This window comes from Luteipulveratus halotolerans, from assembly GCF_001247745.1.
GTDB classification, from domain to species: Bacteria; Actinomycetota; Actinomycetes; order Actinomycetales; family Dermatophilaceae; genus Luteipulveratus; species Luteipulveratus halotolerans.
Genome location: NZ_LAIR01000002.1, coordinates 2,756,787 through 2,775,507 on the forward strand (window position 1 = coordinate 2,756,787; position 18,721 = coordinate 2,775,507).

The window sequence follows — 18,721 nt, forward strand, 5'->3', positions numbered from 1 at the left end:
GTCTGACTAGTCGATCAGGACGTTGAGCAGGTCCGCGCGCGTGAGGACGCCGACCGGCTTGCCGTCCTGGACGACCATCACGGCGTCGTTCTTCTCGAGGTCGGCACGGACCTCACTGACGGACTCGCCCGCACCGATCAGCGGGAGCGGGGCGGACATGTGCTTCTCGACGGAGTCGGCCAGGTGGGCCGCACCGGCGTACAGGGCATCGAGCAGCTCGCGCTCACTGACCGAGCCGGCGACCTCGCCGGCCATGATCGGCGGCTCGGCCTTGACGACCGGCATCTGCGAGACGCCGTACTCGTGGAGGATCTCGATCGCGTCGCGCACGGTCTCGTTGGGGTGGGTGTGCACCAGCGCCGGCATCCGGCCGTCCTTGCCGGCCAGCACCTCGCCCACCGTGCGCTCGCCGGACTCACGCAGGAAGCCGTAGGAGCTCATCCAGTCGTCGTCGAAGATCTTGGACATGTAGCCGCGGCCGGAGTCCGGCAGCAGCACGACGACCGTGGCGTCGGCCGGGAGCGTGGCCGCGTGGCGCAGTGCGGCGACGACGGCCATGCCGCACGAGCCGCCGACCAGCAGGCCCTCCTCACGGGCCAGGCGCCGGGTCATCGCGAACGACTCGGCGTCGCTGACCGCGATCACCTCGTCCGGGACCTTGGGGTCGTACGCGCGGGGCCACATGTCCTCGCCGACACCCTCGACGAGGTAGGGCCGCCCCGTCCCGCCGGAGTAGACCGAGCCCTCGGGGTCGGCGCCGACGATGTGCACGCGTCCGCCCTCGCGCTCGGCCGACACGTCGCGCAGGTAGCGACCCGTACCGGTGATCGTGCCGCCGGTGCCGATGCCCGCCACGAACGAGGTGACGCGACCGTCGGTGTCGTCCCAGATCTCGGGCCCGGTCGAGTCGTAGTGGGAGGCCGGCCCGTTGGGGTTGGAGTACTGGTCGGGCTTCCACCCGCCCGGCGTCTCGGCGGCGATCCGGTCGGACACCGAGTAGTAGCTGTCCGGGTGCTCGGGCGGAACCGACGTCGGGGTGACCACCACCTCGGCGCCGTAGGCGCGCAGCACGTTGCGCTTGTCCTCGCTGACCTTGTCAGGGCAGACGAAGACGCACTTGTACCCCTTGCGTTGAGCGATGAGTGCGAGTCCCACTCCGGTGTTGCCGGACGTCGGCTCGACGATCGTGCCGCCGGGCTGCAGCTCACCGGCCTTCTCGGCGGCCTCGATCATCCGCAGGGCGATCCGGTCTTTCACCGACCCGCCCGGATTGAGGTACTCCACCTTGGCGAGCACCGTGCAGGCGATGCCTTCGGTGACCGACGAGAGCTTGACGAGCGGCGTGTGGCCGACCAGGTCTGCGATGTGTTCCGCGTACTTCACCCGTGCATCGTCTCAGGTTCTGGACACGGTGGTGGCCCATGGGCACGACTCCGTCCGGTGAGACGATGGTTCCCAGGGCGGACAGAGAGGTTGACCAGGGATGGGACGAGCGAGGCGAGCGCGCAAGATCGCGGCCAAGGCCGCGTACGGCGGGGGCGTGACCGCGGCAGGGGCCGCAGCCAGCGCGGCCGCGGCGTACGGCATCCTGCGCGCCGAGGCTCAGATCGCCCGTCGCGTCGTCGGCACCCCGTTCGACGACACCCCTGATGACTCCGGCACCTACGGGCACGGCTTCGGCGACCCGGTCCACCTGCTCGTCATCGGCGACTCCAGCGCCCGCGGCATGGGCGTCGACACCAAATGGCAGACCGTCGGCAGCATCGTCTCGGTCGCGGTCGCCGCGCTCACCGGTCGGCCCGTGCAGCTCACCAACGTCTCGGTCGTCGGCGCCGAGTCGACCGACCTCGACGGCCAGATCGACCTTGCACTGGAGCAGGTGCCCGAGCCCGACGTCGCGCTGATCATGGTCGGCGCCAACGACATCACCCATCGGTTGAGCCGGTCGACGTCCGTACGCCACCTGGCCATGGCCGTCCACCGGCTGCGGGAGGTGGGTGCCGAGGTCGTCGTCGGCACCTGCCCCGACCTCGGCACGGTCAGGCCGCTCCCCCAGCCGTTGCGCGCGGTCGCGCGGCGCTACTCCCGCGACCTCGCCGCCGCCCAGACCGTCGCCGTGGTCGAGGAAGGCGGCCGGACCGTCTCGCTCGGCGACCTCATCGGCCCGGACTTCGACGAGCGGCCGACGGTGATGTTCAGCAAGGACCAGTTCCACCCCTCGCCCGCCGGCTATGCCAGGGCGGCGTCGGCGCTGCTGCCGAGCGTGCTGGACGCTCTCGGGCACGCCACGCCTGACGCCGGCCACGTGCCCGACCGGCGCCGCGGCGAGAGTGTCGGCCCCGTCTCCGAGACCGCCGTCCGCGCCGTGCGTGACCCGGGCAGCGAGGTCAGCGGCACCGACGTGCACGGGAGCCAGGTCGGCCATCGCGGACGCTGGGCCGTGCTGCGCAGGCGGCGTCGCCAGCCGATGCCCGATGCGGGCGAGGCGCAGGCCGAGCAGGTCGACGAAGCTCCTTCGGACCACGAGCAGCCCGGCGAGGACTCCGACCGCAGCGCCTGAACGTGGCCGACCCGGCGACCGTCGTACGGACCGGGCACCCCGGCGCTGACCGCCCACGTAGAGTGGATGGCTGTGCGGTGCGGCGCTGCTGGCCGCCCGCGAGCCGGCCCGGTCACGGGCCCCGCGATCTGGAGGACACATGCCTGAAGCCGTCATCGTCTCTGCAGCGCGTACGCCGATCGGGCGCGCGTTCAAGGGCAGCCTGAAAGACATGCGCCCGGACGACCTCACCGTGCTGGCCATCAAGGCCGCGCTGGAGAAGGTGCCCGGTCTGGACCCGACCCTCATCGAGGACCTCTACCTCGGCTGCGCCGAGCCGTGGGGCGAGCAGGGCAACAACATGGCTCGCCTCGTCGCCGTCCTCGCCGGGTTCGACCACCTGCCGGGTGCCACGATCAACCGCTTCTGCTCCTCGTCGGTGCAGACCACCCGCATGGCCGCGCACGCGATCAAGGCCGGTGAGGGCGAGGTCTTCCTGTCGGCCGGTGTCGAGACCGTCTCGCGCTACGCCGATGTGAGCGGCGCGGGCACCTCACCCGACGAGTGGAAGAACACGGTCTTCGCCGACGCCGAGGCGCGGACGGCCGACATCGCCAAGAACAACGCCACCTGGACCGACCCGCGCTCCGAGGGCGGCCTGCCCGACATCTACATCCAGATGGGTCAGACCGCCGAGAACGTCGCGACCTACCGCAACGTGTCGCGCGAGCGTCAGGACGAGTGGGCCGTCACCTCGCAGAACCGCGCGGAGAAGGCCATCGCCGCCGGTTTCTTCGAGCGGGAGATCACGCCCGTCACGCTGCCCGACGGCACCGTCATCAGCAAGGACGACGGCCCCCGCGCCGGCACCACGCTGGAGAAGGTGTCGACGATGCAGCCGGTGTTCCGTGAGAACGGCACCGTCACCGCCGCCAACTGCTGCTCACTCAACGACGGTGCTGCCGCGCTCGTCGTCATGAGCGACACCAAGGCCAAGGAGCTCGGCCTCACGCCGCTGGCCCGCGTCGTCTCGACCGGAGTGTCGGCGCTGTCCCCCGAGATCATGGGTCTCGGCCCGGTCGAGGCATCGAAGCAGGCCCTCGCCCGTGCGGGCATGACCATCAAGGACATGGACCTGTACGAGATCAACGAGGCCTTCGCCGCGCAGGTGCTGCCGTCGGCCGACGACCTCGAGATGGACTTCGACAAGCTCAACGTGCACGGCGGCGCGATCGCGCTCGGCCACCCCTTCGGCATGACCGGTGCGCGCATCACCACGACGCTGCTCAACGGCCTGCAGTCCACGGACGGCACGTTCGGCCTCGAGACGATGTGCGTCGGTGGCGGCCAGGGCATGGCCGTGATCTACGAGCGTCTCAGCTGAGGCTGCCCGCATGACGAAGGCCCCGACCACGACGGTCGGGGCCTTCGTCGTACGGAGCAGGAGCTCGCCGTGCCCGGTCAGAGGGCCGGCCGAGGCGGCAGCACTGTGGTGGTCCAGTCGTCGCCGTCGCAGCGCCAGATCATCGTCGACTCCTCGACGCGGATGCTGTCGGGCAGCTCGCCGAAGTCCATGCCGGCGGCCGTGACCTTCTCACCGTGCGCACTCCAGGCCGCCTTGTGCTCGGCCCGGATCCGGGTCACGTCGTCGCCGGGCATGTAGGCCATCATCGCCGCCGGCACGTCGCGCGGCTGCGTGCTGCCGTCGACCTGCAGCACCGACCACCGCTCATCGGTCATGCGGTGCGAGGACCGCACCTCGAGCGCACCGTCGGTGTGCCAGCACCACCGGATCGACCAGCCCCTCGCGTAGAGGGTGCCGTCTCGGTGCTGCTCGATAGCAGGAGCAGGCAGCGTCACCGCCCACGACGCGAACTCGTCGGCGAATCTCGTTGCCACATCAGCGGACTCGGTCACGATGCGCGAGCCTATCGACCGTGAGGTGACCGCGGGCGGCTACGCGAGGAGCCGTCGTACGCCGGCGAGCCGGGTCGCGAGGTCGAGGTCGGCTGCGAGGCCGGCAGCGCACACGTCGTACGCCATGACGGTGAGCTGGTCGGGCAGGACAGCGGGGCCGAGGTCGGGTACGGCGGCGGGCTCGCGACCCTGCGCCGTCGCGGTCGCGTCGGCCAGCTGCTGGACCAGCTCGCGGACGGCCGGCGCATGAGAAAGCGCGCGGTCCAACGGCAGCTGATGCCACCGCTGGACCACGCGCCTCAGCTCGACCGCCACGTCATCGGTGACCGGCGAGCGATGAGTCATGCGATCAGTCGCGCAGACGCGCGAGCAGGCGCAGGATCTCGAGGTAGAGCCACACGACGCTCACGATCAGACCGTGGGCCATGAGCCACGAGTACTTCTCGGGCAGTCCCGCGCGCACGCCCTGGTCGATCGTGTCGAAGTCGATCGCGAGGGAGTACGACGCCAGGCCGACTGCGAAGATCGAGATGCCGATGCCCAACGGGCCAGAGCCGCCCAGGCCGAACGGCTCGTCGAAAACGCCGACGAGCTGGAGCACCAGGTTGACCAGGGCGAAGAGCACGTACCCGATGAGCATCAGGCCGAAGATCCGGCGCGAGCGCGCGGTCACCTTGATGACCCCGAACTTCCAGCCGGCGAACATGCCGGCGAACACGCACAGCGTCGCCAGGACTGCCTGGAAGACGATGCCTTCGTAGCCGGGAATGTCGTTGAACGTCTGGCTGATCGCACCGACGAACAGGCCCTCGAGCGCGGCGTACAGCACGATCAGAGGGACGGAGATCGTCTTCTTGAACGCGATGACCAGTCCGAGGACGAGCGTGCCGACCAGGCCGACGCCCCACAGCCCCATCCCGGCCGACTCGTTCTGCGATGAGAGGTACCAGGCGCCTCCGGCGAAGACGAGCACGATCGCGAACAGGCCGAGCGTCTTCATGACGACGTCGTCGAGCGTCATCCGACCCGTCTGCTGCGGCGTTGCGGTGCCCGCGTTGTACATCTGCTCCAGCTGCTGGTTGCTCAGCTGGTCCTGGGCACCCCACGCAGCGCCCATCCCGGCACCCTGCTGCGGCTGCTGACCCCACTGCGGCTGACCCTGCGGCCCACCCTGCTGACCGAACTGCGGCTGGGAGGGCATGCCCTGCTGGGGCTGGCCCTGACCCTGCTGGCCGAACCCGGCGTACCGGCCCTCGGACAGCTCCTTCTCGAACCGGTTGAACACCGGGTTGCTTGCCATTGCTCCTCCAGGCGTCATGGTGTACGCGTCCAACGCGCGTCTGACTCACAGTGTAGAAGCGACGGCGCCGCCTGAGAGTTCCCGAGCCACGAACGTGACTTGAACGAGTCCAGAAAACCTCCCCGCAAAGTCTTAACTCGTTCCAGATTGGCCGTGAGGGTGGTCACATGGCCCCGGCTTACGAGGACGTGCTCCGCGGTGCCGGTCTGCGGGTGACGCGGCCGCGCACTGCTGTGCTCGCCGTGCTCGAGCACCACCCCCACTCCGACAGCGCGGCCGTCTTCGACGCGGTCCGGGCCGACCTGCCCACCGTCTCGCGCCAGGCGGTCTACGACTGCCTCGCCGCGCTCAGCGGGGCCGGGCTCGTACGCCGCATCCAGCCGGCCGGGTCGAGCGCGCTACGAGCTACGCGTCGGCGACAACCACCACCACCTCGTGTGCCGCTCGTGCGGGGCGGTCGTCGACACCGACTGCGCCGACGGCGCCGCGCCGTGCCTGCACCCCACCGACGACCACGGCTTCGCGATCGACGAGGCCGAGGTCATCTTCTGGGGCGTGTGCCCCGCCTGCAGCTCCGCCTCTTCCACGACCACCCAGCACCACACGAAAGGATCCTGATGTCCGTGAACGAGTCCGGCGAGCACGTCGACCAGACCACCGAGGTCGGCGAGATGAACGACGAGGGCGCCACCAACGGGTGCCCCGTCGTCCACGACCTGATCCCGCCGACCCAGGGCGACGCCAACCAGCAGTGGTGGCCGAAGCGGCTCAACCTGCGCATCCTCGCCAAGAACCCGGCTGTCGCCAACCCGCTCGGTGAGCAGTTCGACTACGCCGCAGCGTTCAACGCGCTCGACCTGGCAGCCGTGAAGAAGGACATCGCCGAGGTGCTCACCACCTCACAGGACTGGTGGCCCGCCGACTTCGGCCACTACGGACCGCTGATGATCCGGATGGCCTGGCACTCGGCCGGCACCTACCGCATCAGCGACGGACGCGGCGGAGCCGGCAGCGGCCAGCAGCGGTTCGCACCGCTGAACAGCTGGCCCGACAACGGCAACCTCGACAAGGCCCGCCGCCTGCTGTGGCCGGTCAAGCGCAAGTACGGCGAGAGCCTGTCGTGGGCCGACCTGCTCGTGCTCACCGGCAACGTGGCCCTGGAGTCGATGGGCTTCTCGACGTTCGGGTACGCCGGCGGTCGCGTCGACGCGTGGGAGCCGGACGACGACGTGTACTGGGGCTCGGAGACCACCTGGCTCGGCGACGCCCGCTACACCGGCGAGCGCGACCTGGAGCGTCCGCTCGCGGCCGTCCAGATGGGCCTGATCTACGTCAACCCCGAGGGCCCCAACGGCGAGCCCGACTCGGTCAAGGCGGCCGTCGACATCCGCGAGACGTTCCGTCGTATGGCGATGAACGACGAGGAGACCGTCGCGCTGATCGCCGGCGGTCACACGTTCGGCAAGACCCACGGTGCGGCCGATCCCGAGGCGCACGTCGGCCCCGAGCCCGAGGGCGCTCCGCTGGAGCAGGGCGGCCTCGGCTGGAAGAACAGCTTCGGCAGCGGCAAGGGTCGCGACGCCATCACCAGCGGCATCGAGGTCACCTGGACCGCGACGCCGACCGCCTGGGACAACAGCTTCTTCGAGACGTTGTTCGCGCACGAGTGGGAGCTCACCCAGAGCCCGGCCGGCGCCAACCAGTGGCAGCCCGAGGACGGCGGCGGAGCCAACACCGTGCCCGACCCCGAGGACGGCACCCTCAACCGCCCGCCGACCATGCTCACCACCGACCTGTCGCTGCGGTTCGACCCGGCGTACGAGAAGATCTCGCGCCGTTTCCTGGAGAACCCGCAGGAGTTCGCCGACGCCTTCGCCCGCGCGTGGTTCAAGCTGACCCACCGCGACATGGGCCCGAAGGTGCGCTACCTCGGACCGGAGGTGCCGCAGGAGGAGCTCATCTGGCAGGACCCGGTGCCGGCAGCCGAGGGAACGCTCGTCAGCGAGTCCGACGTCGCCGACCTCAAGGCGCGCATCCGCGAGAGCGGACTCGGTGTCGACCGCCTCGTCTCGACCGCGTGGGCCGCAGCGGGCTCGTTCCGCGGCAGCGACAAGCGGGGCGGCGCCAACGGTGCACGCATCCGCCTGGAGCCGCAGCGCAGCTGGGAGGCCAACGACCCGCAGCAGCTGCAGGAGGTGCTCGGCGTGCTCGAGGGCGTGCAGAAGGCGTTCAACGACGCCGGTGGCGCGCAGGTCTCGCTCGCCGACCTGATCGTGCTCGCCGGTGGCGTGGGCGTCGAGGACGCGGCCCAGGCCGCGGGCTCCGACGTGCAGGTGCCGTTCCGACCGGGCCGCACGGACGCCACCCAGGAGCAGACCGACGTCGAGTCGTTCGAGCCGCTGGAGCCGCGCATCGACGGCTTCCGCAACTATGACGCCGGCGACACCGGCATGCCCGCCGAGCACGCGCTCGTCGACCGGGCCAACCTGCTCAACCTGTCGGCACCCGAGATGACCGTCCTCGTCGGCGGTCTGCGCGTGCTCGGCGCCAACTCCGGTGGCTCGCAGGTCGGCGTCCTCACCGACAAGCCCGGCCAGCTGACCAACGACTACTTCGTCAACCTGCTCGACCTCGGGACGACGTGGCAGCCGGCCGGCGGCAACGGCCGGTACGCCGGCACCGGCGCCCACGGTCAGAGCTGGACGGGCAGCCGCGCCGACCTGGTGTTCAGCAGCAACGCCGAGCTGCGCGCGGTCGCCGAGGTCTACGCCTCCGACGACGCCCGCGAGAAGTTCGTGCAGGACTTCGTCGCCGCCTGGACCAAGGTCATGGAGCTCGACAGGTTCGACCTGCGCTGACGCGCACCCGTCGTACGACGACGGCGTACGGCACGAGGCCCGCAGCGACGCGCTGCGGGCCTCGTGCATGCCAGGTGCCGTGCCCTCGACGGGACTCGAACCCGCACCGGAAGCGATTTTAAGTCGCCTGCCTCTGCCAGTTGGGCCACGAGGGCGCACTCAGCGTACGGGCGCGGGGCCTGCGCCCTCACGGCAGCGCTCGTCCTCGCGCCGGGCCGAGACCGAAGGAATACCGCGCCTTTTGGCGATTTCCTGACGTTCTCGGCACAAAGGTGGTGCGATGGGGCGTTGTCACGGGGACTGGGCCGACGAGGAGAGACGTCACGACGATGGAGCAGACGCGCGAAGTGGGCACGGCGCCCACGATCCCGGACCGGGACCCCACGGGTGCCGAGTTCGCCCGGGTGCTGCACGCCTCGATCCTGACCCGCGGTCTCGCGCTGAGCCGGTTGCGCGACCATCTCGCGGCACGCGGCCAGCACGTCGGCGTGAGCACCCTGTCGTACTGGCAGAACGGCGCGCGTCGCCCCACGACGCGGTCGCTGCCGGTGATCCAGGCGCTCGAGGAGGTGCTCGACATCCCTGCGGGCACGCTCACGACCCTGCTGCCCGCCGACCTCGAACGCGCCTCCCGCCAGGGCCGCTTCAGCGCGGCCGCGAGCTTTGCCGGCACCGTCGACCGCCTCGTCCGCGAGATGGGTACGACCGGCCCCGGCCACACCGTCAACCTCAGCGTCATCGAACGCCTCGTGATCGGCAGCACCGGTGCCCTGGAGCACAAGGAGGTGCACCAGGTCATCCGCGCCATCGACGACGTCGACCGGCAGATCGTCACCTACCAGGGCGAGCGCGGCTGCGACGTCGAGCTGCTGCGCCTGGAGGCCACGAGCGGCTGCCGCGTCGGCCGCACCCGCACCGACGCCGAGGCGGGTCTGCTGCTGGTCGAGCTGCTCTTCGACCGCAACCTGCGCCGCCACGAGCCGCACGTCTTCCAGTACCGCATCACCGACGGCAACAGCCTGCCGATGACCGAGCACTACCGCCTGCACATCCAGCGCGGCGGTATCCACGTCGCCGAGATCGAGTTCCAGCCGGACCGGTTGCCGTCCCAGGTCGAGGAGTTCTACCGCCGCAACCTCGAGGAGCCCGACGTACGCCGACGCGTCGTCGACCTCCAGGACGGCAACCGGGCCTACCTGGTCACCGAACAGCTCGTCCCCGGGATCTCAGGGCTGTCCTGGTCCTGGGACTGAGCGCCACCGCACCGGCTGCGAGCGCGGCCACACCGCCCGCACCCCACACGACACCGTGGGTCGTGCCGGCAGCCTTCGGCGCCGACACCGCGTAGCCACCGGCGTAGCCCGAGGTGTCGTACGCGCTGCCCGGCAGCTTGTCGGAGTAGCGGTCGTGCACCAGGGCGGCGTACTCCGCGACGGTTGCCGAACCCTTGCCGAGCGCCGAGCGGGCATCAGTGTCGAGGGCGACGACCCGGCCGCCACGCACCGCGTACCACGCATCGACCTGCGGCTCGTGCAGCAGCGGGCTGCCCTGCGCGGCCGCAGCCATCCGGGCCTCGGTGTCTCCGGAGGCGACGTTGACCGCCCGCCAGACGCCGTCGGCCTGTGGTGCTGAGGCCACCGAGGCCTTCTCCGAGCCGAGCGCGTACGTCGTCACGGCGTACCTCGCCTCACCGACCGGCCCGGCACCCGAACGGACGAAGGCCGGGCTGAGCTCGTACACGGGCACCGCGTCGGCTGCCTTCTGCGGGACGGCGTCCCTGCTCGGTGCGACTCCGGTCGCCTTGGCCTTCTCGGTGGCGTAGCGCTGGAGCACGCCGTCCGAGACGGCTCGTGAGGCGGCGGCGTCGGCCGAGGCGGCGTACGACGACCCGACGGGGCCGCAGGGCACCACCGTCGGCCGAGGCCGACGCGATCGGCAGGAACGTGAGGGCGCCGGCTCCGATGAGGCCGACGGTGAGAGCACGTGTGGTCATCGTCAGGCCCCGATCCCGTAGAGCGAGTGCGTCCAGCTGAACGAGCCGTTGCTGCGGTACCAGCTGTAGGACCCGTAGTTGTAGCGGCTGTCGTCCGGCCACGGGTTGTACCAGCTGACCTCGCCGTAGGAGTCGTCGTAGCCGTAGATCGACATCATGTGGCCGCCGCCGGAGGACCACTGGATGCGGGTGTTGAGCGGCCGACCGGCGTTGACGTCGGCGACGACCGTGGCGAAGTTGACCGGGTACGACACGTAGTAGCCGGGGTTGATGCCGAGGGCGTCGAACGCCCGCTGGTCGTTGCCGAGCGTGGCCTGGTCGTTGGGGCACTGATAGCTCGTGCTGCGCCCGAACGCCAGGTTGCAGAACGTGTTCTGCGAGACCGAGACGCCGTGGTACGCCGCGATCGTGTTGCCCGTGGCCGCCCAGCACCAGTTCGACTGCTGCTGCGCCTGCCCGTAGATGTTGAGGTCCCGCGACGTCGCGTGCGCGGGGACCGCCGTGCTGACGACGGCTCCTGCGAGCACGACGGCCGCACCGGCGCGTCTCAGATGAGGGGAGATTCGTCTCATGGGGGGCACTTCCTCTCTCGAAGTGGCCCAAAGATGGTGCGATGAGGTCGGCAGCGCCAGACCCGCCCGAGCCACGGTGAACGTTCCACCGCGCGCAGGCGGCGTCGATGCGGCCACAGGACTGGCATCCGGTGAACGTTCACCCCACACCCGCGGGTCGTGAACGCCGCCCGAGAGGAGGTGCCCGTCGACGACACGGCACGAGTCGTACGCCGCCGCGGCCATGCGTCGTTCGACGACGTCCTGCGATCGGCCATCGCCGAACGCGGCCTGGCTCTCGGACGCGTCCGCGAGCACCTCGCCGCCCGCGGTCAGCACGTCGGGGTCAGCACCCTGTCGTACTGGCAGAACGGCGAGCGCCAACCCACCGAGCGGTCGCTGCCGGTGGTCGAGGCGCTGGAGCAGGTGCTGCGGCTGACGCCCGGCTCGCTGTCCGCGCTCGTCGCCGTCGGCGAGCAGCGCGAACCGCGACGCAGCAAGATCGCCGGGCTCACGTCGTACGCCACCACCGTCGACGAGCTCATCCGCGACATGGGCAGTACGACGATGGGTGCCGCCACCAACCTCAGCACGATCGAGGGCATCACCATCGGGCGTGAGCGTTCGCTGGAGACCAAGCACGTGCACCAGGTCGTGCGCGCCGGCCACGAGGTCGACCGGCAGGTCGTGACCTATCAGGGCGAGATCGGTGCCGACCCGTCGCTGCTCACCCTGGAGGCCGTCGCCGGTTGCCGGGTCGGGCGCGTGCGACACCACGAGCCGACCGCGCTGCTGGTGGCCGAGCTGCTCTTCGACCGGCTGCTCGCGCCGGGTGAGTCGCACGTGTTCCAGTACGCCGTCAAGGACGACAACCGCGTCGCCACGTCCGAGCACTACCGGATGCACCTGCACCGCGGCGGCATCCACGTGGTGGAGCTGCAGTTCGACCCGGCCGCTCTGCCCGTGCGGGTCGAGGAGTTCCTGCGGCGCCGGCTGGAGGACCCCGACACCCGTCGACGCCCGGTGCCGATCCATCACGGCAACCGCGTGCACCTGGTCACCGAGCCGACGGGGCCGTGCATCAGCGGGCTCTCGTGGGAGTACGACTGAGTCCGCCCGGCTGATCTCACGGTGAGTCACACCGCGACCCGTGCCGCTCGGTGGGTCACACCGCAGCAGCCGGCCTCACCTCGCGATCCGTCACACCGCGACCACCGCCGCGCCGTACGTCACACCGCGCGCGACCAGCCGGCCGGTGCGTCAGGCGATCGACAGCGCGATGCCGTCGAGGATGTCCTTCTCGCTCGCGACGACCTCGGTGATGCCGGACCGGTCGACGAGCCGCTCGACGACTGTGCGCCACACCAGCGCCCCCGCACCGATGACGTCGACCCGGCCGGGGTGCATGAACCCCAGCTCGGCCCGCTCGGCGCGCGTGCGGTGCAGCAGGTCGTCGCAGGCGCCGTGGACGGCCTCGACCGACAGGCGTGCTCCGTGGATGGCGCTGGAGTCGTAGGCCGGCAGCCCGAGGGCGTGGGCCGTGATCGTCGTGACCGAACCGGCCAGACCGACGAGCGTGCCGATGCCGCTGAGGTCGACCGTCTGCTCGGCGAGGTCGAGCGCGGCGTGGATGTCGCTCAGCGCGCCCGCGATCTCGGTGTCGGTCGGCGGGTCCGAACGCAGGTGCCGCTCGGTCATGCGCACGCACCCGATGTCGACCGACCGCGCGGCCTCGACGGTGCGGTCACCACGCACCAGCTCGGTCGAGCCACCGCCCAGGTCGACCACGAGGTACGGCGGTCGCGCACCTGCCGCGATCACGTCACCGGTCGCGCCCGTGAAGCTCAGCGCGGCCTCCTCGTCACCGGACACGACCTCGGGCTCGACGTCGAATCCGTCGAACGCAGAACGGATCCCGGCGACGAACTCACTCGCGTTGGACGCGTCGCGCGAGGCCGAGGTGGCGACGAAACGGACACGCTCGGCGCCCAGCTCACGGCACTGAGCGGCGTACTCGGCGGCCTGTCGCAGCGTGCGCTCCATCGCCTCGGGCGCGATCGCCCCAGTGACGTCGACGCCCTGGCCGAGCCGGACGATCTCCATGCGACGCACCACGTCGGTGAGACGGCCGCCGTCGATGTCGGCGATCAGGAGGCGAATCGAGTTGGTACCGCAGTCAATGGCTCCGACACGGGTCACGAACGGTCGTCCTCCTGGGGTCGACAGCAGCCGCCCTCCCACCAGCGCGGCAGCGCTGCCAGGGCTTCGTCGCCGAGCGGGTTGACGCCGGGCCCCACTGCGAGCGAGTGGGCGACCAGCACGTGCAGGCACTTGACGCGGGTGGGCATGCCGCCCGCGGAGATGCCGTCGATCTCGGGCACGTCGCCGAGCTCGCCGCGACGCCGCAGGTAGTCGTCGTGGGCCTTCGAATAGGCCTGCGCCAGAACGGGATCCGCCTGCAGCCGCTCGCTCATCTCGCGCATCAGGCCCGAGGACTCCAGCGTGCTGATGGCGCCGGTGAGGCGCGGGCAGGTGGCGTAGAACGACGTCGGGAACGGCGTGCCGTCCGGCAGCCGCGGCAGGGTGCGTACGACGGTCGGGCACCCGCACTCGCAGCGGTGGGCGATCTCGACGATGCCACGCGGCAGCCGGCCCAGCTGGTGCTGGATCAGGTCGAGGTCGGCCTGGGCGATGTCGGGCGCGTTGCCCGTGTCAGCGGCGCTCACTGGGCCGGAGCCGTGCCGCCGGAGCCCTTGACGGACTCCCAGACCTGGCCGTACCAAGGCCGGTCAGCATGCTTGGTGTCGTTGGCCACGCCGTCCTCCGCGGGCGCCTCGTGCTTGGCGCCCTTGTCGTCGATCAGGATGTAGGCGCGCTCCCCCGGCTTGGCGAAGCCGAGCCGCTGACGCGCCTGCTGCTGGATGTAGGCCGGGTTGGCCCAGCGGTCGCGCTCGGCCTTCAGCGAGCCCACCGACTGCTGCTGGGTCGCGACCTTGTCGTTGAGGCTGTCGATCTGCGAACGCTGGTGCAGGTAGTTGCGCAGCGTCGGGATGATCAGCACCGCGAGGAACACCAGGATCAGACCGAGCGTCACCATGCGCCGCATCGACTGCGGACGCCGGCGACGCGGACCGGCAGCACCGGTCGCCGTGCCCGCGGCACGCACCGTCGGACGGGACGTGCCGCGGGTGCGCGAGGTCGTACGAGCCGTGCCCGAGCGTGAGCCCGGGCGGCTGCCCGCGGACGGTCGTCCACGGCCGGCCGTCGTCGTACGTCGGTCGCGCGCCATGCGATCAGGCCTTGAACCTCGGGAAGGCGCTCTTGCCGGCGTAGACCGCGGCGTCGTCGAGCTCTTCCTCGATGCGCAGGAGCTGGTTGTACTTGGCGACACGGTCCGAGCGCGCCGGGGCACCGGTCTTGATCTGGCCGCAGTTGGTGGCGACGGCCAGGTCGGCGATCGTGGTGTCCTCGGTCTCACCCGAGCGGTGGCTCATCATGGACGTGTAGCCGCTGCGCGAGGCCAGCGACACCGCGTCGAGGGTCTCGGTGAGCGTGCCGATCTGGTTGACCTTGACCAGCAGCGAGTTGGCGGTGTCGGTGTCGATGCCCTTCTGCAGGCGCGTCGGGTTGGTGACGAACAGGTCGTCGCCGACCAGCTGCACCTTGTCGCCGAGCTCGGCAGTGATGTGTGCCCAGCCCTCCCAGTCCTCCTCGTCGAGCGGGTCCTCGATGGAGACGAGCGGGTAGGCGGCGACCAGCTCGGCGTAGTACGCCGACATCTCGGCCGCGGTCTTGGCCTGGCCCTCGAAGGTGTAGGTGCCCTTGTCGTGGAACTCGCTGGCCGCGACGTCGAGCGCGAGCGCGATCTGGGTGCCCGGCTCGTAGCCCGCCGCCTTGATGGCCTCGACGATCAGGTCGAGCGCCGCACGGTTGGACTCCAGGTTGGGGGCGAAACCACCCTCGTCACCGAGGCCGGTGGACAGGCCGCGCTCCTGCAGGACCTTCTTGAGGGCGTGGTAGACCTCAGCGCCCCAGCGCAGGGCCTCGCGGAACGTCTCGGCGCCGATCGGCGCGATCATGAACTCCTGGATGTCGACGTTGGAGTCGGCGTGCGCTCCACCGTTGAGGATGTTCATCATCGGGACTGGCAGGACGTGCGCGTTAGGACCACCGACGTAGCGGAACAGCGGCAGGTCGGAGGAGTCGGCGGCGGCCTTGGCCACGGCCAGGCTGACGCCGAGGATCGCGTTGGCGCCGATCGAGCCCTTGTTGTCGGTGCCGTCCAGGTCGAGCATCGCGGCGTCGACGAGACGCTGCTCGCTGGCCTCGTAGCCGAGCAGGGCCGGGGCGATCTGCTCGAGCACGGCGTCGACGGCGTCCTCGACACCCTTGCCGCCGTAGCGCTTCTTGTCGCCGTCACGGCGCTCGACGGCCTCGAACTGGCCGGTGGACGCACCGCTCGGAACGGCCGCGCGGGCGATGGTGCCGTCGTCCAGGGCGACCTCGACCTCGACGGTGGGGTTGCCGCGAGAGTCCAGGATCTCGCGGGCGCCGATTGCTTCGATGGTGGCCAAGGGATGTCTCCTGCACGTGCGTGGAAGCGGGTCTCGGATGCCCTGTGGCGTCCTCGCCGAGCGTAGCCGGTAGGCCTTCAGCGACCAGGGACCGACCCGCACTGCGAACGTTCCGGCGGAGCAGCGCAGCAGCGCAGCAGCGCAGGCAACTGCGTCGCCCGAGTCGGACGAACTTGTATGCCGGTCGAACTCAGGAGACGCAGTTGCCTAAGAGGCGACGCAGTTGCCTGCGGGGTGCGAGACGGGATCGGTTCAGGTGCTGGCGCGGCGGAGGGCGTCGACGATCGGCGGCAAGGAGGCGTGCACCTGCTGCGCCGCCTGCGCGAACACGTCAGGCCCGCGACGGTAGGGATCGATGACGTCGGCGTCCGAGGCGGCGCGAGGCATGACGGAGGACCGGTTGGCCGACGCGGCCCGGACGACCTCGCCGACGGGGTTGGGCGCGGGCCGGACGCGGGCACCGTCGAGCAGGTCCGCGAGGTCGGTGAGGGCGAACACCCGGCGTACGGCACGCGGCAGCAGCTGCACCACGGCCGAGCGATGGTCGCGGGTCGCGGTGATCACCAGATCGGCGGACGCGACCAGGTCGGGTTCGAGCTGGCGAGCGATGAAGCCCTCGGCGTCGATGCCCTCGCGAGCCAGGGCGCGCCGCGCCTCGACGTCCATCGGCCGACCGACGAGCGCACCGGTACCAGCGCTGGTCACGGTGATGCCCGTGCCTCCGAGCTGGTCGCGCAGCACGCGCTCGAGATAGGGCGAGCGGCACACGTTGCCCGTGCACACGACGAGCACGTTCCCCCGCATCCTGAGCGCTGCCACGGCGGCGACCCTACCCCTGCGCCGCCGCGACTCGGTGCGGGCGGGAGCCGCCACCGGCGTACTGTCCACGCATGCGGCGGGTGCTGATCACGGGGCTGTCCGGTGTGGGCAAGTCGACCGTCCTGGCCCGGCTGGCCGCACTCGGTCACCGCGTGATCGAGACCGACGACGACGGCTGGCTGCGCGACGTGCAGGTCGAGGGCCCGGACGGGCGTACGACGACCGAACCCCTCCTGGTCACCGAGCGTCTCGACGCTGCGCTGGCCGACGAGAAGGGCGAGCTGCTCGTGGTGGTCGCCACGGCGCGCAACCAGGGCGAGCTCTACGACCGGTTCGATGCGATCGTCCTGCTCACCGCACCCGTGGAGGTGATGGCGCACCGGCTCATGACGCGGACGACCAATCCGTACGGCAAGGATCCGGCAGAGCGCGCGGCGGCGCTGACGTACAAGGAGACGGTCGAGCCGCTGCTCCGACGCGGCACGACGCTCGAGATCGACACCGGCCGGACGGGAGTCGAGGACGTGGTCGCGCAGATCCTGCGGCACATCGGCCTCGCGACGCCATAAGCCCCACTTGCAAGGCGAAATGTGACTTCGGGGGTCGGTATGCCGACCCGTGAAGTCACATTTCGCCCGGTGAGTGGGCGTTCGGGAAAGCGGCGGTGCGGGGTTGTCAGCTCAGCAGGTCGCGCAGGCGGTCGCGGTCGCGCTCGACCTGCGCCACTGCCTCGTCACCCAAGGCCGCCAGGCGGCCGTCGAGGGTCTCGTCACCGCCACGCCGTCGTACGCGGGCGCGCACCTTCGCGACGACCAGCGGCAACGGCAGCGAGGCCGGGATGCCGGCGAGCAGGTCATCGCGCTCACGGTCGGGCTTCTCGGCAGCCTTGATCTGCTCCCACGACGCCTCGACCTCATCGGGCGTCGACGCGTCGCCGTCGCCGAAGACGTGAGGGTGGCGGCGTACGAGCTTGGCGACGAGGCCCGCCGCGACGTCGTCGATGTCGAACGGCGCCTCGTCGTGCTCCTGCGCGACCCGCGAGTGGAACAGCACCTGGAGCAGGACGTCGCCGAGCTCTTCCTCGAGGTGGCCGAGGTCGCCGGACTCGATCGCCTCGACCGTCTCGTGGGCCTCCTCGAGCAGGTACGGCGTCAGGCTCTGGTGGGTCTGCTCGGCGTCCCACGGGCAGCCACCCGGCGAGCGCAGACGGTCCATGACAGCGACCGCGTCGAGCAGCCGCGCACCGGTCACGTCCCAGGAGCCGACGAGCACCTCGACCTCGGGCGGCTCGTCCGCGCGCGAGAGCTCGGCTGCCAGGGCGTCGGTGAGCCCGGGGTCGCCGTCGGGTGACCCGATCCAGACGACGTCGGCCGACGTCGCCGACTCGACCAGCCGGCGTGCGAGCGGGAGGCCGGCGTCGTCGACCTGCTCGACCGAGATGCCTGATGCCGCAACGGCGCTCGCGGTCGGCTCGTCAGGATCAGCGGTGAGCACGTGGGCCGCGTCGCCGAGGACGGTCCAGGCATCACGGGTGAGCAGCCCGGCCGCGACACGGGGGCTGCAGACGAGCAGGGTGAGACGGCCCGGCACGCCGATCAGGACGCCGGGGTCGGCGTCGGCGTCGCTGCCACGCGCGCCAGCCAGTTGTTCTTGGCGGCGGGCTCGCCGGGGCCCTGACCCTTGACCCACGTGCCGTAGCGCGGGTTGAGGTCGATGTCGGCCTCGTTGATCAGCCGCTGGACCGCGGCCTGGCTGCGGGGGTCCTCACGCAACGCCGCGAGCGCGTTGTTGGACTGGACCGTGTCGATCGCCGCAGCGCTCGGGTCGGGGACCGAGGTCAGCGAGTCTGCGGCCTGGTCGCGCGAGACCCCGATGCCGTAGCGCCCGGCGAGCGCGGTGAGCTGCGGGCGCAGCGCGAGGAACACCGCGACGGTCTGACCGTCGACCCCACCCGGCGAGGCCTTGGTGAGGTCGCTGAGCGCGTCCTGGACCTGTTGCGTGGTCACCGTGGTGTCGCCATAGCTGGCGGCCTTGCTGCCGTCGGTCATCAGCCCGCCACCGCACCCGGTGAGGGTGAGCGTGGCGGCGACGACGAGCGCCGGTGCGACATGGCGCGGTGAACGGAACACGTGAGGTCCTCTCGCTGGGTCTGCCGAGAACATGATGCCAG

Annotated in this window: 19 protein-coding genes, 1 tRNA gene and 1 pseudogene; 7 read left to right on the forward strand and 14 right to left on the reverse strand. The window is 70.8% G+C overall.

Annotation, left to right across the window (positions count from 1 at the left end; all coding sequences use genetic code 11):
- Positions 1-6 precede the first annotated feature (6 nt).
- A complete protein-coding gene (locus VV01_RS13815; RefSeq protein WP_050670391.1) occupies positions 7-1,383 on the reverse strand; it encodes a cystathionine beta-synthase in 1,377 nt (458 codons plus the stop codon).
- Between the two features lie 100 nt (positions 1,384-1,483).
- Here VV01_RS13815 and VV01_RS13820 point away from each other — a divergent pair, with 100 nt between their 5' ends.
- Positions 1,484-2,560, forward strand: a complete 1,077-nt coding sequence (locus tag VV01_RS13820) for an SGNH/GDSL hydrolase family protein (protein WP_050670392.1) — start codon at positions 1,484-1,486, stop codon at positions 2,558-2,560.
- A 139-nt stretch (positions 2,561-2,699) separates the two neighbouring features.
- A complete protein-coding gene (locus tag VV01_RS13825) occupies positions 2,700-3,923 on the forward strand; it encodes an acetyl-CoA C-acetyltransferase (protein ID WP_050670393.1) in 1,224 nt (407 codons plus the stop codon).
- Positions 3,924-4,000: 77 nt separating this feature from the next.
- On the opposite strand, the gene VV01_RS13830 is transcribed toward VV01_RS13825, so the two are convergent.
- The 3 genes from VV01_RS13830 to VV01_RS13840 are packed head-to-tail and all read right to left on the reverse strand — an operon-like array spanning position 4,001 to position 5,756.
- On the reverse strand, positions 4,001-4,456 hold the full coding sequence (locus tag VV01_RS13830) for a hypothetical protein (protein WP_050670394.1): 456 nt from the start codon (positions 4,454-4,456) through the stop codon (positions 4,001-4,003).
- 39 nt (positions 4,457-4,495) lie between these two features.
- Positions 4,496-4,801, reverse strand: a complete 306-nt coding sequence (locus VV01_RS13835; protein ID WP_050670395.1) for a hypothetical protein — start codon at positions 4,799-4,801, stop codon at positions 4,496-4,498.
- A gap of 4 nt (positions 4,802-4,805) precedes the next feature.
- Positions 4,806-5,756 (reverse strand): Bax inhibitor-1/YccA family protein, encoded by a 951-nt coding sequence (locus tag VV01_RS13840; RefSeq protein WP_050670396.1) that lies wholly within the window; start codon positions 5,754-5,756, stop codon positions 4,806-4,808.
- 167 nt (positions 5,757-5,923) lie between these two features.
- On the opposite strand from VV01_RS13840, the pseudogene VV01_RS13845 reads away from it, so the two are divergent.
- A pseudogene (locus VV01_RS13845) lies at positions 5,924-6,374 on the forward strand (Fur family transcriptional regulator).
- Positions 6,374-8,614, forward strand: a complete 2,241-nt coding sequence (gene katG, locus VV01_RS13850) for a catalase/peroxidase HPI (protein ID WP_082220982.1) — start codon at positions 6,374-6,376, stop codon at positions 8,612-8,614. Before VV01_RS13845 ends, katG begins: the two are co-directional and overlap by 1 nt.
- Before the next feature lie 80 nt (positions 8,615-8,694).
- Here the strand turns inward: katG and VV01_RS13855 are convergent.
- Positions 8,695-8,769: transfer RNA gene (locus VV01_RS13855), tRNA-Leu, on the reverse strand.
- Between the two features lie 174 nt (positions 8,770-8,943).
- Here VV01_RS13855 and VV01_RS13860 point away from each other — a divergent pair.
- Positions 8,944-9,867, forward strand: a complete 924-nt coding sequence (locus VV01_RS13860; protein ID WP_050670397.1) for a hypothetical protein — start codon at positions 8,944-8,946, stop codon at positions 9,865-9,867.
- On the opposite strand, the gene VV01_RS13865 is transcribed toward VV01_RS13860, so the two are convergent.
- Positions 9,815-10,522, reverse strand: a complete 708-nt coding sequence (locus VV01_RS13865; protein ID WP_157508841.1) for a hypothetical protein — start codon at positions 10,520-10,522, stop codon at positions 9,815-9,817. The two genes, VV01_RS13860 and VV01_RS13865, sit on opposite strands and share 53 nt — an antisense overlap.
- Before the next feature lie 87 nt (positions 10,523-10,609).
- Complete coding sequence (locus VV01_RS13870; protein ID WP_157508842.1) at positions 10,610-11,179, reverse strand: papain-like cysteine protease family protein; 570 nt, start codon at positions 11,177-11,179, stop codon at positions 10,610-10,612.
- Positions 11,180-11,338: 159 nt separating this feature from the next.
- On the opposite strand from VV01_RS13870, the gene VV01_RS13875 reads away from it, so the two are divergent.
- Positions 11,339-12,268 (forward strand): hypothetical protein, encoded by a 930-nt coding sequence (locus VV01_RS13875; protein WP_050670400.1) that lies wholly within the window; start codon positions 11,339-11,341, stop codon positions 12,266-12,268.
- A 150-nt stretch (positions 12,269-12,418) separates the two neighbouring features.
- On the opposite strand, the gene VV01_RS13880 is transcribed toward VV01_RS13875, so the two are convergent.
- The 5 genes from VV01_RS13880 to VV01_RS13900 form a co-directional block, all read right to left on the reverse strand.
- On the reverse strand, positions 12,419-13,357 hold the full coding sequence (locus tag VV01_RS13880; protein ID WP_050670401.1) for a Ppx/GppA phosphatase family protein: 939 nt from the start codon (positions 13,355-13,357) through the stop codon (positions 12,419-12,421).
- Complete coding sequence (locus VV01_RS13885; protein WP_050670402.1) at positions 13,354-13,884, reverse strand: DUF501 domain-containing protein; 531 nt, start codon at positions 13,882-13,884, stop codon at positions 13,354-13,356. The genes VV01_RS13880 and VV01_RS13885 overlap by 4 nt, the downstream gene beginning before the upstream one ends.
- Positions 13,881-14,447, reverse strand: coding sequence for an FtsB family cell division protein (locus VV01_RS13890; RefSeq protein WP_050670403.1), 567 nt, complete (start codon positions 14,445-14,447; stop codon positions 13,881-13,883). Before VV01_RS13890 ends, VV01_RS13885 begins: the two co-directional genes overlap by 4 nt.
- Positions 14,448-14,451: 4 nt before the next feature.
- A complete protein-coding gene (gene eno, locus VV01_RS13895; RefSeq protein ID WP_050670404.1) occupies positions 14,452-15,732 on the reverse strand; it encodes a phosphopyruvate hydratase in 1,281 nt (426 codons plus the stop codon).
- Between the two features lie 252 nt (positions 15,733-15,984).
- Positions 15,985-16,551: an arsenate reductase/protein-tyrosine-phosphatase family protein gene (locus VV01_RS13900; protein ID WP_157508843.1), complete on the reverse strand. Its 567-nt coding sequence runs from the start codon at positions 16,549-16,551 to the stop codon at positions 15,985-15,987.
- Between the two features lie 71 nt (positions 16,552-16,622).
- Here VV01_RS13900 and VV01_RS13905 point away from each other — a divergent pair, with 71 nt between their 5' ends.
- Positions 16,623-17,120, forward strand: coding sequence for an AAA family ATPase (locus VV01_RS13905; protein WP_050670406.1), 498 nt, complete (start codon positions 16,623-16,625; stop codon positions 17,118-17,120).
- A gap of 106 nt (positions 17,121-17,226) precedes the next feature.
- Here the strand turns inward: VV01_RS13905 and VV01_RS13910 are convergent, their stop codons facing one another.
- Both VV01_RS13910 and VV01_RS13915 read right to left on the reverse strand, forming a co-directional pair.
- The gene (locus VV01_RS13910) at positions 17,227-18,141 is read right to left on the reverse strand and encodes a MazG family protein (protein WP_050670407.1); all 915 of its coding nucleotides are present in this window, start codon (positions 18,139-18,141) and stop codon (positions 17,227-17,229) included.
- A gap of 5 nt (positions 18,142-18,146) precedes the next feature.
- The gene (locus tag VV01_RS13915) at positions 18,147-18,680 is read right to left on the reverse strand and encodes a SurA N-terminal domain-containing protein (RefSeq protein WP_050670408.1); all 534 of its coding nucleotides are present in this window, start codon (positions 18,678-18,680) and stop codon (positions 18,147-18,149) included.
- Positions 18,681-18,721: the final 41 nt, after the last annotated feature.

What these genes read in the sequence shown, in the direction of transcription:
- VV01_RS13820 (WP_050670392.1), top strand. Translation starts at nt 1,484, where the DNA reads ATGGGACGAGCGAGGCGAGCGCGCAAGATCGCGGCCAAGGCCGCGTAC.
- VV01_RS13825 (WP_050670393.1), top strand. Translation starts at nt 2,700, where the DNA reads ATGCCTGAAGCCGTCATCGTCTCTGCAGCGCGTACGCCGATCGGGCGC.
- VV01_RS13835 (WP_050670395.1), bottom strand. Translation starts at nt 4,801, where the DNA reads ATGACTCATCGCTCGCCGGTCACCGATGACGTGGCGGTCGAGCTGAGG.
- VV01_RS13840 (WP_050670396.1), bottom strand. Translation starts at nt 5,756, where the DNA reads ATGGCAAGCAACCCGGTGTTCAACCGGTTCGAGAAGGAGCTGTCCGAG.
- katG (WP_082220982.1), top strand. Translation starts at nt 6,374, where the DNA reads ATGTCCGTGAACGAGTCCGGCGAGCACGTCGACCAGACCACCGAGGTC.
- VV01_RS13860 (WP_050670397.1), top strand. Translation starts at nt 8,944, where the DNA reads ATGGAGCAGACGCGCGAAGTGGGCACGGCGCCCACGATCCCGGACCGG.
- VV01_RS13870 (WP_157508842.1), bottom strand. Translation starts at nt 11,179, where the DNA reads ATGAGACGAATCTCCCCTCATCTGAGACGCGCCGGTGCGGCCGTCGTG.
- VV01_RS13890 (WP_050670403.1), bottom strand. Translation starts at nt 14,447, where the DNA reads ATGGCGCGCGACCGACGTACGACGACGGCCGGCCGTGGACGACCGTCC.
- VV01_RS13905 (WP_050670406.1), top strand. Translation starts at nt 16,623, where the DNA reads ATGCGGCGGGTGCTGATCACGGGGCTGTCCGGTGTGGGCAAGTCGACC.